The organism is Blastococcus sp. HT6-30 (assembly GCF_039729015.1).
Lineage (GTDB): Bacteria > Actinomycetota > Actinomycetes > Mycobacteriales > Geodermatophilaceae > Blastococcus.
Window position 1 is genome coordinate 377,253 of record NZ_CP155792.1, and the last position, 13,225, is coordinate 390,477.

At 73.8% G+C, this 13,225-nt stretch carries 10 protein-coding genes, 1 tRNA gene and 1 other RNA gene; 9 read left to right on the forward strand and 3 right to left on the reverse strand.

The features are described 5' to 3' along the window. Positions 1-40: 40 nt before the first annotated feature. Positions 41-1,735: a serine/threonine-protein kinase gene (locus ABC795_RS01700; protein WP_347059093.1), complete on the reverse strand. Its 1,695-nt coding sequence runs from the start codon at positions 1,733-1,735 to the stop codon at positions 41-43. A 19-nt stretch (positions 1,736-1,754) separates the two neighbouring features. Continuing rightward, positions 1,755-2,102, reverse strand: coding sequence for a hypothetical protein (locus ABC795_RS01705; protein ID WP_347059095.1), 348 nt, complete (start codon positions 2,100-2,102; stop codon positions 1,755-1,757). Positions 2,103-2,265: 163 nt separating this feature from the next. On the opposite strand from ABC795_RS01705, the gene ABC795_RS01710 reads away from it, so the two are divergent. Next, positions 2,266-2,350 (forward strand) — tRNA-Ser (locus ABC795_RS01710). A gap of 59 nt (positions 2,351-2,409) precedes the next feature. Here the strand turns inward: ABC795_RS01710 and ABC795_RS01715 are convergent. Continuing rightward, positions 2,410-3,375 (reverse strand): EamA family transporter, encoded by a 966-nt coding sequence (locus ABC795_RS01715; protein WP_347059098.1) that lies wholly within the window; start codon positions 3,373-3,375, stop codon positions 2,410-2,412. 192 nt (positions 3,376-3,567) lie between these two features. On the opposite strand from ABC795_RS01715, the gene ffs reads away from it, so the two are divergent. The 8 genes from ffs to ABC795_RS01755 all read left to right on the forward strand — a co-directional run bounded on the left by ffs (position 3,568) and on the right by ABC795_RS01755 (position 13,176). After that, positions 3,568-3,663: signal recognition particle sRNA small type (gene ffs, locus ABC795_RS01720), an RNA gene on the forward strand. Between the two features lie 169 nt (positions 3,664-3,832). Continuing rightward, the gene (locus tag ABC795_RS01725; protein ID WP_347059099.1) at positions 3,833-6,175 is read left to right on the forward strand and encodes a DNA polymerase III subunit gamma and tau; all 2,343 of its coding nucleotides are present in this window, start codon (positions 3,833-3,835) and stop codon (positions 6,173-6,175) included. 52 nt (positions 6,176-6,227) lie between these two features. Beyond that, the gene (locus ABC795_RS01730) at positions 6,228-6,566 is read left to right on the forward strand and encodes a YbaB/EbfC family nucleoid-associated protein (RefSeq protein ID WP_347059100.1); all 339 of its coding nucleotides are present in this window, start codon (positions 6,228-6,230) and stop codon (positions 6,564-6,566) included. Positions 6,567-6,609: 43 nt separating this feature from the next. Then, positions 6,610-7,209, forward strand: coding sequence for a recombination mediator RecR (recR, locus tag ABC795_RS01735; protein ID WP_347059102.1), 600 nt, complete (start codon positions 6,610-6,612; stop codon positions 7,207-7,209). A 326-nt stretch (positions 7,210-7,535) separates the two neighbouring features. Next, positions 7,536-9,182 (forward strand): ABC transporter substrate-binding protein, encoded by a 1,647-nt coding sequence (locus ABC795_RS01740; protein ID WP_347059104.1) that lies wholly within the window; start codon positions 7,536-7,538, stop codon positions 9,180-9,182. Positions 9,183-9,285: 103 nt separating this feature from the next. Then, entirely contained in the window at positions 9,286-10,392 is a 1,107-nt protein-coding gene (locus ABC795_RS01745; protein ID WP_347059106.1) for an ABC transporter permease, read from the forward strand. A gap of 1 nt (position 10,393) precedes the next feature. Continuing rightward, the gene (locus ABC795_RS01750) at positions 10,394-11,476 is read left to right on the forward strand and encodes an ABC transporter permease (RefSeq protein ID WP_347059108.1); all 1,083 of its coding nucleotides are present in this window, start codon (positions 10,394-10,396) and stop codon (positions 11,474-11,476) included. Beyond that, positions 11,473-13,176, forward strand: coding sequence for an ABC transporter ATP-binding protein (locus ABC795_RS01755; protein WP_347059110.1), 1,704 nt, complete (start codon positions 11,473-11,475; stop codon positions 13,174-13,176). The genes ABC795_RS01750 and ABC795_RS01755 overlap by 4 nt, the downstream gene beginning before the upstream one ends. The last annotated feature ends 49 nt before the right edge of the window (positions 13,177-13,225 follow it).

The window sequence follows — 13,225 nt, forward strand, 5'->3', positions numbered from 1 at the left end:
GGACCCGGTGGGCGCCGCCGTCGTCGTCCCGGCGGTCCGCTCAGGCGGGGAAGTCGCTGTCGAGGACCAACTGCCCGTCCCGGACCAGGAACGTGAACACGTGCGGCCCGGTCTCGCGGCGGCCGTCGGCGAAGCGGAGCTCCATGGTGGCCGCCGCGGTCGTCTGCCCGTCCGCCGCCCGGATGTCGCTCAGGCGCACGTCCTCGAACTGGTTCCAGTAGCGGATGTAGCCGTCCCGGCTGATGTTCGCCCGCAGCGTCGGGCCGGTGAGCTCCCACGCCTGCGCCGGATCACGGATGACCAGCCGGTGGTAGTCCCGCACGAAGTTCCGGATGTTCTGCTCGGACAGCGGGTCGCCGCGGTCCTCGCCGTCGCCGTCGCCCGCCTCGTCCCCGTTCTCCTCCTCGTTCCCGGTCCCGTTCCCCTCGTCGTCGCCACCGTCGCCGTCCTCCGGGTCCTCGTCCGGCGGGGGGACGACGGGGGCCGCGGGTTCCTCCTGCACCGGCTGCGTGGGCGCCGGCTCCTCGCTGGAGGCGGGCGCCTCGGACGTCCCCGTCGTGGAGGACGCCGCCGTGTCGTCGGGGTCGAGGCCGCCCGAGGTGCCCAGCCACAGTCCGAGCACGCCCAGCAGCACGACGGCGAGGACCCCGACGGTGACCCACGCACCCCGGCGTCGGCGCCCGGTCGGTGCGGAGGTGGGAGCGGACGCAGATGCGGGGGGAGCCCCTGCGGCAGCGGCAGCGGCCTCGGCCGCGGGCGGGACCGGGGCGGGCGTGGGTGGGCCGGCGGATCCCTGCGGAGGGGTGGCGGCGAACACCGCCGTGCCGGCGGGCCCGGACGACGGCCGCAGGTCCGTGCGGGCCAGCAGCACCGTCGTCGGGTCGCCGTCCCGGCCGGCGGCCAGCCGGGCCAGCTCGTCGCGCACCTCGGTCATCGGTGGCCGCGCGGTGGGGTCCTCGGCGAGCATCCGCAGCAGTGGCTCGGTGAGCGCCCCGGCGCGGAGCGGAGGCGTGATCCGCCCCGCGGCGACCCGGTGCAGCATGCCGAGCGCGTTGTCCTCCATGCCGAACGGGGGCGTGCCCTCGAGGCAGGTGTAGAGCGTGGCCCCGAGGGAGAAGACGTCGCTGGCCTCGGTCATCTCGTGCCCCTGGGCCACCTCGGGGGCGAGGAACGCCGGGGTGCCCGTGATCTGGCCGGTCTGGGTGAGGGTGACGTCGCCGCGGGCGTGCGAGATGCCGAAGTCGGTGATCTTGACCAGACCGGCGACGCGGCCGCCCTGCCCGATGAGGATGTTGGCCGGCTTCACGTCCCGGTGGACGATCCCGGCCGCGTGCGTGGCCGCCAGCGCGTCGGCGACCTGCGCCCCGATCTGCGCGACCAGGCCTGCCTGCAGGACGCCCTCGGTGCCGAGCACCTCCGCGAGGCTGCGCGAGGGCAGGTACTCCATCACCAGCCAGGGCGCCCCGCCCTCCAGGGCGACGTCGTACACCGAGATCGCGTGCGGGTGGCTCAGCCGGGCGGCGATGCGACCCTCGCGCAGCGCCCGCTGGCGCTGCTCGTCGATCTGCTTGTCGTCGGCTCCCAGCGGCGAGAGCACTTGCTTGACCGCGACCTGCCTGCCCAGCAGCTCGTCGCGCGCGAGCCAGACGGTGCCCATCCCCCCGCCGCCGATCTGGGACTCCAGCCGGTAGCGGCCGGCGACGAGCCGGCCGGGCCCGGTGACGGGACGGGTCATCGGCGGGCGGGTGGCGGGCTCAGACGGTGGAGGGCACGCCGTACCGGCGTGCGTACTCCTCGCGCGCCCCCTCGGGCAGGGCGTCGTAGAGCTCGCCGAGCTCCGTGTGCGCCCCGGGGTCGAGGTCGTCGAAGATCCGCTGCCACGTGGGCGGGTCGTCGTAGCTGCGTGTCAGCAGCAGTTCCCAGGCCTGCGCCTGGCGGTCGCGCTTGCTGCGCTCGGCGACGAACTCGGACAGGTACCGGTCCTTCGCCGCCGTCTTCTCCGCGGCGGTGGCGCCGGCCGGCAGCTCGCCGGCGTCGCCCCCCTTGAGCACGCCGACGATCGCATCGACGACGTCCGGCCGTACCTCGCCGTGCTCACCCATGTCCTGCGCCTCCTCGCCTCGGCCCGCAGTTCCGAGCTCTTCCCCGCCGGACGTCCGGCGAACCGCTCTGGGGTGCAGGATGCCGCACGAAGCGTCGGACGGCCCGTCCGGTGGTGTCCCGGCGACCGCCGCACGGGCGCCCGGTACGATCGCTGCCGTACCTGGAGGATTCGCCTAGTGGCCTATGGCGCTCGCTTGGAAAGCGGGTTGGGGGCAACCCCTCGGGAGTTCGAATCTCCCATCCTCCGCAGTACGGACGGGCCCCGGTGCATGCACCGGGGCCCGTCGCATCCGCGGGCCCGCCCGGTCAGGTGCCGGAAGTCGGCGGAACGGGGGCCGGACGCTGCAGGCGGCGCAGGTACAGGCCCGCGACGGCGGCCAGGACGAGCAGGCCGCCGGCCAGTGCCGCCGGCGCCAGGCGCTCCCCCAGCAGCAGGGCGGCGAGTGCGGTCGCCGTCAGCGGCTCCAGCAAGGTGACGATGGACGCCACCGCCCCCGGCACCGTGCGCAGCCCCGCGAAGAACATCGCGTAGGCGGCCGCGCTGGGGACGACGCCCAGGTACAGCAGCACGCCGAGGGCGACCGGGTCGGTGGTGAACCGCAGGCCGGCGGCCAGCGCCACGGGGGTGAGCAGCAGCGCCCCGCCGGCGAAGCCGACGAGCGTCACCGGGACCCCGGCGGGCACGCCGGCGCCGGCGAGCGTGACGACGGTGTAGCCGAGGGCCGAGCCGACCGCCAGGAGGGCGCCGAGCACGACGGCGGAGCCGGTGTCGGCGCCGGCCGAGACGCCGACGAGCAGCACCAGCCCGACGAGGGCCACGACCAGCGCGACGGCGGTGGTCCGGTCGGGCCGGCCGTGACCCAGCAGGGCGGCGCCTACGGCGATCAGGAGCGGCGCGAGGCCCAGCGCCACGAGAGTGGCGATGCTGACCCCGCTCGTCGCGACCGCGGCGAAGTAGGCCAGCTGGTAGACGGCCAGCCCGGCGCCGACCATGAGCAGGCGGACGACGGTGCCGCGGGTGACCGCCGGAGCGGGCCGGGACCGGCGCCGGGTGGACGCCCAGACGGTGAGGAGGACCACCGCGCCGATGGCCATCCGATGCCAGGCGATGTCCAGCGGGCCGAGATCGCTGTGCCGGGCGACCACCGCGCCGCTGAGGCCGGAGGTGCCCCAGCAGAGGGCGGCGATCACGACGAGGGGAAAGCCCCGGCGGGCGGCGGCGGGCATGGCGTGCGTCCGCTCGCCGTTCGCGGTGAGTTCGGGCGTGGACATGACGCTCCAGGTGCCGGATCCGGTCGGGGGGCTCGTCACGGAGCGCGGCGCACGGCCCCGCCGGTCGGGGGGTGCACGGATCGCTCCGGGTCAGGACCGGGGCGGGGGGAGCACGAGACGGAGGCGGGGCGTCACGGACAGGAGCCTAGCGGGGCTCGGCGCCCCGGCTGAGCCGCGTGCTCTACAGTGGCTCCCGACCCCTCGTGTGGCGTCACCCTGTGAACCTCCCCAGGGCCGGAAGGCAGCAAGGATAAGCGGGCTCTGGCGGGTGCGCGAGGGGTCCTTTGCATGCTTCCCACGGTGCCTCGGACCGCACCGCGGGCCAGGTGCCGTTCCCCTGGCGTGCGGAGCCGCTGCCCATGTCCGGGCGGGGAGCCCTCCGGGCCCCGCGACCCGGTCCACGACCGCGGTCACCTGCGTGCGCCGCCCTGTCGGCGTCGGGACGTAACCTGCCCACGTGGCTCTGGCGCTCTACCGCAAGTACCGCCCGGCGACCTTCGCCGAGGTGGTCGGGCAGGAGCACGTCACCACGCCGCTGATGAACGCGGTCGACGGCGGGCGGATCAACCACGCCTACCTGTTCAGCGGCCCCCGCGGCTGCGGCAAGACCTCGTCGGCGCGCATCCTGGCCCGCTCGCTGAACTGCGTGCAGGGCCCGACGTCCACGCCGTGCGGGGTCTGCGAGTCCTGCGTCGCGCTGGCGCCCGACGGTCCCGGCTCGCTGGACGTCATGGAGATCGACGCGGCCAGTCACGGTGGCGTCGACGACGCCCGCGACCTCCGCGAGCGCGCCTTCTTCGCCCCGGTGAACAGCCGTTACAAGGTCTACATCGTCGACGAGGCGCACATGGTCACCACGCAGGGCTTCAACGCCCTGCTCAAGGTGGTCGAGGAGCCGCCGGACTTCCTGGTCTTCGTCTTCGCCACGACCGAGCCGGAGAAGGTCCTCCCGACCATCCGCTCGCGCACCCACCACTACCCGTTCCGGCTGGTGCCGCCGACCACGCTGCGCGGCCTGCTGGAGAGGACCTGCGCGGCCGAGGGGGTGACGGTCGAGCCCACCGTCTACCCGCTGGTGGTCCGCGCCGGCGGCGGCTCGGTCCGCGACTCGCTGTCCATCCTCGACCAGCTCCTGGCCGGCGCCGGTCCGGAGGGCGTGACCTACCGGAGCGCGGTCGGCCTGCTCGGCGTCACCGACGACGCACTGCTCGACGAGACGATCGACGCCCTCGCCGCCTCGGACGCGCCCGGTGTCTTCCGCGCCGTCGACCGCGTGGTCGAGGCCGGGCACGACCCGCGCCGCTTCGCCACCGACCTGCTCGACCGGCTGCGCGACCTGATCGTCCTCGACGCCGTGCCCGACGCCGGTGGCAACGGGCTGCTCGACTGCCCACCCGACCGGCTGGACCTGATGAACCAGCAGGCCCAGGCGCTCGGCTCGGCCACCTTGTCCCGCATGGCCGACACGGTGCACGAGGGCCTCGCCGAGATGCGCGGGACGACGGCACCGCGGCTGCTGCTGGAGCTGGTGTGTGCCCGCATGCTGCTGCCGGCCACCGACGGCTCGGCCGCCGCGACCCTGCAGCGCCTCGAACGGCTCGAGCGCCGGATGTCGATCGCCGGCGAGTACGCTGGCCGCCCCGCCGCGGAGGTCGGGCACCGGGAGACCGCAGTTCCCGAGGCGCCCCGCGACTCGGCGCCCGCCGCCACCGGCCCGAGCCCCGACGGCCCGGCCTCCGGGCCCCGGCGGGAGTTCGTCCGCAGGTCGCAGGCCCAGCAGCAGCCCGCGGCCCAGCCGGTCGCCCCCGCCACGCCCCGGGGGCCGAGCGCCGACCGACCGCCCGCCCCCGCCGCACCCGCACCGGAGCCCGGCGCACCCGCGCCGGCTGTACCTGCGCCCGCGGCCGCTCCCGCGCCGGCCGCGTCGGGGGACGGCTGGCCGGAGGCCGCACGGCCGGGAAGCCGGCCTCGTCCCGCAGCCGCCGCCCCCGTGGGCGACGACTGGCCGGAGACGGCCCAGCCGGGCAGCCGGCCGCGCAGCGGGGCGCCGGCCGCTCCCGCAGCGCGCGCCACCGAGCCGGCTCCGGCCCGGCGTGTCCGGGTGACGGCGGAGGAGCCGGACATCCCGCTGCCGCCCGAGCCCACCGACGACGAGGACTGGCCGCACCCGTCGCAGCCCGCCGCCGTGCAGGCCGCGGCCGCGCGGGTCGAGCAGCCGCGCCCACCGGCGTCCCCGCCGCGCGCGGCCGCCGAGTCCTCGCCCGCACCGCGGGGCGGCGAGCCGACGCCGGTCGTGTCGGCCAACCCGCCGGAGACCGCGTCCGACGGCGAGCTGACCACCACCGACGTCCGCCGGGTGTGGCCGGAGCTGCTCGCCGTGGTCAAGAAGCAGAAGCGGACCACCGAGGCGCTGCTGAAGAACGCCCAGGTGCACCAGCTGGCCAACGGCGTCCTGACGCTGTCCACGTCCTCGCCGGCGCTGGCGCGGCGGCTGGGTGACGACCTGAACAAAGACGTCCTCCGCGAGGCGCTCAACGAGCTGCTGGGCGTGCGCTGGCGGGTCGACGCCGTCGTCGAGGGAGCCGGCCTGGCGGCCGGTGCAGCGCGGAACGCGGCACCGGAGGCGGCGCGCGAGGCGGCGCGGGCGGCCGAGGCCGCCGAGGCGCAGGAGCTGATGGCCGAGCGCGCGGCGGAGACCTCCACCGGCGGCGACCGCGAGCCCGAGCCGGCCGTCGACCAGGAGCAGGCGGCGCTGCAGCTGCTGCGCGCCCAGCTCGGTGCCCGTCCGGTCGACAGCTGACCGGCGGGGCGGCGCGTCCTCACCTGTCGCACTCGCGGCCTACTCTCGTGGCATGTTCCCCGGAGGCCAGCAGCCCGACCTGTCGCAGCTCATGAAGCAGGCGCAGCAGATGCAGCAGCAGCTCGCCGCCGCCCAGCAGGAGCTGGCGGCCACCGAGGTCACCGGCACCGCCGGCGGCGGCCTGGTCTCGGCGACGATGACCGGCGACGGCGACCTGACTGCGCTCACCATCGCGCCCGACGCCGTCGACACCGACGACCTCGAGACGCTGCAGGACCTCGTCGTCGCCGCCGTCCGGGACGCCAAGCGGGCTGCCGACGAGCTGACCGCCAACCGCATGGGCCCGCTGGCCGGTGGACTCGGCGGCGGCCTGGGGCTGTCCGGCCTCTGATCGGGCGCGCCCGCCCGATCCACTTCGCAACCCGAGGAGCACCGTGTACGAGGGTGCCGTCCAGGACCTGATCGACGAGCTCGGTCGCCTGCCCGGCGTGGGGCCGAAGAGCGCCCAGCGCATCGCCTTCCACCTGCTGTCGTCCGAGTCGGCCGACGTCAGCCGGCTGGTGGCGGCCCTGACCCGGGTCCAGGAGTCGGTCCGGTTCTGCGTGACCTGCTACAACGTGGCCGAGGCAGAGCAGTGCCGGATCTGCCGCGATCCGCGCCGCTCCGACGACGTCCTCTGCGTCGTCGAGGAGCCCAAGGACGTCGTCGCCATCGAGCGCACCCGTGAGTTCCGCGGCCGCTACCACGTGCTCGGCGGCGCGATCAGCCCCATCGACGGGGTCGGCCCCGACGACCTGCGGGTCAAGGAGCTGATGACCCGGCTGATGAACGGCGCCGTCACCGAGCTGATCATCGCCACCGACCCGAACCTCGAGGGCGAGGCGACCGCGGCGTACCTGGCCCGGCTGGTCGGTCCGATGGGGCTCGCGGTCTCCCGGCTGGCCAGCGGCCTGCCGGTGGGCGGCGACCTGGAGTACGCCGACGAGGTCACGCTCGGCCGGGCCTTCGAGGGCCGCCGCCGCATCGACGCCTGAGGCCGGGCCGGGTCGCTCGGTGGTCAGCACCCGGCGAGGCGGGGTCACCTGAGGGTGCGACACCCCGGTAGAGCAGCGCCGACCGAGCACGGAACGGTCCGCGCGGCTGCGGGCGGCGACGTCACGGGGTCGTCGGCGCACCCTCGGTCACGCGATCGGTGGCCCCGGTGTGCGGCACCTCTCGGCGTGCAGTCACGACGCGGTAACAGCGTCCCGGGGGCCTCTCGCGGCTGAGAAGCGCTGTGTTAAACCTTGAGATCTTCTGGTCCCCCGGGCGACCGCGTGGAAATCCTCCGCGGTCGCTGTCGATGAGAACGAGGTAACGGATGACTTCCGGTTCGATCAGCCGTCGGCGTGTGGTCGCCACGGCGGGCGTCGCAGCCACGGCCCTGGTGCTCAGCGCCTGCGGCGGCGGCGACAGCGGCGGCAGCGGCGGCGGCTCCGGCGGCGGCGATGGCGGCAGCATCACGATCGGCACCAGCGACAAGATCACCACCATCGACCCGGCCGGTTCGTACGACAACGGTTCGTTCGCCGTGATGAACCAGGTCTACCCGTTCCTGATGAACACCCCCTACGGCAGCCCCGAGGTCGAGCCGGACATCGCCGAGTCGGCCGAGTTCACCTCGCCGACCGAGTACACGGTGACGCTCAAGGACGGCCTGACGTTCGCCAACGGCAACGAGCTGACCTCCTCGGACGTCAAGTTCACGTTCGACCGCCAGCTTGCGATCAACGACCCCGAGGGCCCGGCCTCGCTGCTCTACAACCTGGACAGCGTCGAGGCCCCGGACGACCAGACGGTCGTGTTCACCCTCAAGCAGCCGAACGACCAGATCTTCCCGCAGATCCTGTCGAGCCCGGCCGGCCCGATCGTCGACGAGGACGTCTTCTCGGCCACCGAGCTGACCCCCGACCAGGAGATCGTGGACGGCGAGGCCTTCGCCGGCCCGTACACGGTCACCAACTACGACCAGAACAACCTGGTCACCTACGCGGCCAACCCCGAGTACCAGGGTCTGCTGGGCGAGCCGGAGACCGAGCAGGTCAACGTCAGGTACTACGCCGACGCCTCGAACCTGAAGCTCGACGTGCAGGAGGGCAACATCGACGTCGCCTTCCGCAGCCTCAGCGCGACCGACATCGAGGACCTCCGCGGCGACGACAACGTCCAGGTCGTCGACGGCCCCGGCGGCGAGATCCGCTACGTCGTCTTCAACTTCAACACCCAGCCCTACGGCGCGACGACGCCGGAGGCCGACCCGGCCAAGGCGCTCGCCGTCCGCCAGGCGGTCGCCAACCTGCTCGACCGCGAGGAGCTGGCCGAGCAGGTCTACAAGGGCACCTACACCCCGCTGTACTCCTTCGTCCCCGAGGGCCTGACCGGCGCCATCCAGCCGCTCATGGAGAAGTACGGCGACGGCTCGGGTGGCCCCGACGTCGACAGGGCGCGGCAGGTGCTCGAGGCAGCCGGGGTCACCACCCCGGTGCAGCTGAGCCTGCAGTACTCCAACGACCACTACGGCCCGAGCTCGGGTGACGAGTACGCGCTGATCAAGGACCAGCTGGAGTCCAGCGGCCTGTTCACCGTCGACCTGCAGACCACGGAGTGGACGCAGTACTCCGAGCAGCGGACCAACGACGTGTACCCGGCCTACCAGCTGGGCTGGTTCCCGGACTACTCGGACGCCGACAACTACCTGACGCCGTTCTTCCTCGAGGAGAACTTCCTGGGCAACCACTACGCGGACCCCGAGGTCAACGACCTGATCCTCCAGCAGGCCACGACCGAGGACCCGGCTGAGCGGCAGGCGCTGATCGAGCAGATCCAGGAGCTGGTGGCCGACGACCTGTCCACCGTGCCCTACCTGCAGGGCTCCCAGGTGGCGGTGACCGGTGCCGACGTCTCCGGCGCCGAGGACACCCTCGACGCCTCGTTCAAGTTCCGGTACGGCGCCCTCAGCAAGGGCTGATCGAGCCTGAGCTGAGAGGCTGCACCGCCCGGCCCCGGGTGACCCGCGCGCGGGTCACCCGGGGCCGTCCACGTACGGACCCCGCACCGACCTTGGTGGAGACATGACCACGACGACGACCGAGCTCACCGGGAGCACTGACGCCCCGGACGACGAGCCGGCACCCCGCCGCCGGCGCGGCGGCGGGGGCGGCGGACTGGGCGGCTACCTGCTGGTCCGCTTCCTGTTGATCTTCCCGACCATCTTCATCCTGGTGACGACGGTCTTCGTCCTCATGCGGCTGACCGGTGACCCGATCACCGCCGCGCTCGGCGGCCGGCTGCCCGCGGCGGAGCTCCGCGAGCGGGTCGTCGAGGCCGGGTACGACCGGCCGATCCTGGTGCAGTACTGGGAGTACCTGACCTCGCTGGTGCAGGGAGACTTCGGGACGACGCAGAGCGACAACCGCCCGGTGACCGAGGTCCTCACCACGTTCGGCGCAGCGACGCTCGAGCTCGCCTTCTACGCGCTGGTCGTCGCTTTCCTCGTCGGCATCCCGCTGGGCCGCCTCGCCGCCTACCTGCGCGACCGGTGGCCCGACGCGGCGCTGCGGGTGTTCGCGATCCTCTGCTACGCCACCCCCGTCTTCTTCGCCGGGCTGGTGTTCAAGCTGGTCTTCGCCGTCCAGCTGGGCTGGCTGCCCGTCGCCGGGCGGGCCAGCACCCGCTCGGAGATCCAGCTGCAGACGCAGGACTCGGCCACCGGCATCTACCTGATCGACGCGATCTCGACCGGGGACGGCGAGGTGGTCACCGACGTCCTCGAGCACGCCGTCCTCCCGGCGCTCACCCTCGGGCTGCTCACCGCCGGGGTCTTCCTGCGGCTGGTGCGCACCAACGTGATCGGCACGCTGGGCATGGGGTACGTGGAGGCGGCCCGTTCCCGCGGGGTCAGCGAACGGCGGTTGCTGCGCAAGCACGCCTACCGGCCGGCGCTGATCCCCATCGTCACCGTCATCGGCCTGCAGATCGCCCTGCTGCTGGGCGGCGCGGTCCTGACCGAGACCACGTTCGAGTGGAAGGGCCTGGGCTTCCAGCTGGTCCAGTACCTGGAGGCGCGCGACTTCGTCGCCGTCCAGGGCATCGTCGTGCTGGCCGCCGTGATCGTCGCGGTCGTGAACTTCGTCGTCGACGTCATCGCGGCGCTGATCGACCCGCGGGTGAGGTACTGACATGGCCACCGCTGTGAACGCTCCCGAGACGGCGCCCGCCGGGCGCCGGCGCCGCGGCCGGCGCGATCTGCCCGTGATCCGCCAGGTGCAGCAGAGCGTCGGCCTGCAGCGCGGCATGCTGGTCGCCGGCCTGGTGCTCACCGGCATCTTCGTGCTGACGGCGATCTTCGCGCCGCTGCTGGCGCCCTACGAGTACGACCAGCTGCGGGACGCGGCCGGCCCGTTCGGCGCCCAGCAGGAGCCGTCGGCCGACCACCTGCTCGGCACCACCGTCGGCGGCTACGACGTGCTGTCGCGGGTGATCTGGGGCTCGCGCACCGCGCTCCTGGTGATCGTCGCCGCCGTCGTCTTCTCGCTGCTCCTGGGCGTCCTGCTGGGGCTGGTCTCGGGCTACTTCGGCGGCTGGCTGGACCGGGTGCTGGTCGTCGTCGCCGACGCGATCTACGCCTTCCCGTCGCTGCTGCTGGCCATCGTCGTGGGCATCGTGCTCAACGGCGGCCAGTCGAGCCTCTGGGGCGGCATCATCGCCGCGGCGCTGTCGATCACCGTCATCTTCGTGCCGCAGTACCTGCGGGTGGTGCGCGCCGAGACGGTGCGGATCAAGTCCGAGGCGTTCGTGGAGTCCGCGCGCGTCATCGGCGCCGGCCACTGGCGGATCATGTCGCGGCACGTCTTCCGCAACGCCACGCGGACGCTGCCGCTGATCCTCACGCTCAACGCCTCCGAGGCCATCCTGACCCTCGCCGGGCTGGGCTTCCTCGGCTTCGGCATCGAGCCGACGGCGGCCGCGGAGTGGGGCTACGACCTCAAGCAGTCGCTGTCCGACGTCACCAGCGGCATCTGGTGGACCTCGATCTTCCCGGGCCTGGCCATCGTGCTCGTGGTGCTCGGCCTGACGCTGGTCGGGGAGAGCCTCAACGACCTGGCCGACCCGCGGCTGCGCAGCCGGCGCCGCGGTGGCACCGCGCCGTCCGACGTCGCCGAGACCTCGGTCGCGGTGGGCCCGTACACCGCCCCCGTTCCCAGCCCGGGCGGCACCGACGAGCTCGAGCGACCCACCGACCCGCAGGAGGGGCAGCGATGACCGGGGCGACCCGCACGACGGCGAACCACGTCGTCGGCATCGAGGACCTGACGGTCTCCTTCGCCACGGACGCCGGCGACGTCGCCGCCGTCCAGGGCGTGACCCTGTCGGTGGCCGCCGGCGAGGTGCTGGCCATCGTGGGCGAGAGCGGCAGCGGCAAGACGGTGACCGCGCGCAGCATCCTCGGCCTGCTGCCCGAGACCGCGACCACCCGCGGCGCGGTGCTGCTCACCAGCAAGGACGGCGGCAGCACCGCCGACGTCGTCAGCCTCGGGCGCGCCGACCTCGGCGACGTCCGGGGCCGCGACGCGGCGATGGTGTTCCAGGAGCCGTCGACGGCGCTGAACCCGGTGTACCCGGTCGGCTGGCAGATCGCCGAAGGCCTGCGGGCGCACGGGAAGTACTCGCGCAAGGAGGCGCGGGAGAAGGCGATCGACGTGATGCGGCGGGTCGGCATCCCCGATCCCGAGCACCGCGTCGACCACTACCCGCACCAGTTCTCCGGCGGCCAGAAGCAGCGCATCGTCATCGCGCAGGCGCTGGTGCTCGACCCCGGCGTCATCATCGCCGACGAGCCGACCACCGCTCTCGACGTCACGGTGCAGGCGGAGATCCTCGAGCTGCTGCGCCGCTGCCGCGACGACTTCGGCACCGCGATCGTGCTCATCACGCACAACATGGGCGTCGTCGCCGACCTGGCCGACCGGGTGGCCGTCATGTACCAGGGGCGGATCGTCGAGCAGGCCGACGTCCGGACGCTGTTCTCCGCTCCGCAGGACCCCTACACCCGGCAGCTGCTGTCGTCGGTGCCGCGGCTGGGCGAGGGGCGGGCGCGCACCCAGGACCGCGCCGACTCCCGGACCCGGGCCTGGGCGGACGCCACCCCGGTCGTCGGGGCGCGCGACCTGCGGATCGTCTACCCCGGCCGGCTGCGCAAGCCGGACTTCGTCGCCGTCGACGGGGTGAGCTTCGCGATCCGGCCCGGCGAGGTGCTCGGCCTGGTGGGGGAGAGCGGCAGCGGCAAGACGACGATCGGCCGGGCCATCGCCGGCCTGACCAAGGTCACCGGTGGCTCCCTGCAGGTGCTCGGCACCGAGATGAACGGGGTGAAGGAGAAGCGGTTCCGCCCGGTGCGCCAGCGGATCGGCTTCGTCTTCCAGGACCCGGCATCGAGCTTCAACCCGCTGCTCACCATCGCCGACGCCGTCGCCGAGCCGCTGGTCGTGCACGGCCGGGCGAAGGACCCGCAGGACGCCCGCGGCCGGGTGGACGAGCTGCTGGAGGCCGTCCAGCTGCCCAAGGCCTTCGGCGACCGGTTCCCGCACGAGCTGTCCGGCGGCCAGCGGCAGCGCGCCAGCCTGGCCCGCGCGCTGGCTCTCGACCCGGAGTTGCTCATCGCCGACGAGCCCACCTCGGCGCTGGACGTGTCGGTGCAGAAGCGGGTGCTGGAGCTGTTCGACGAGCTGCAGCGCGAGCTCGGCTTCGCCTGCCTGTTCATCAGCCACGACCTCGCCGTCGTCGACCTGCTGGCCGACCGGATCGCGGTCCTCTACCGGGGCTCGCTGGTCGAGGAGGGCACCGGGGCGGAGGTGCTGGGCAACCCCCAGCACCCCTACACGCAGCGGCTCCTGGCGTCCCTGCCCGTGCCCGACCCCGAGCAGCAGGCCCGGCGCCGGTCGGTCTGGGAGCAGCTCCAGTAACAGGAGCCCCGTGCCCCCGTCGCTCCGAGCTCACGTCGGGGCCCTGCAC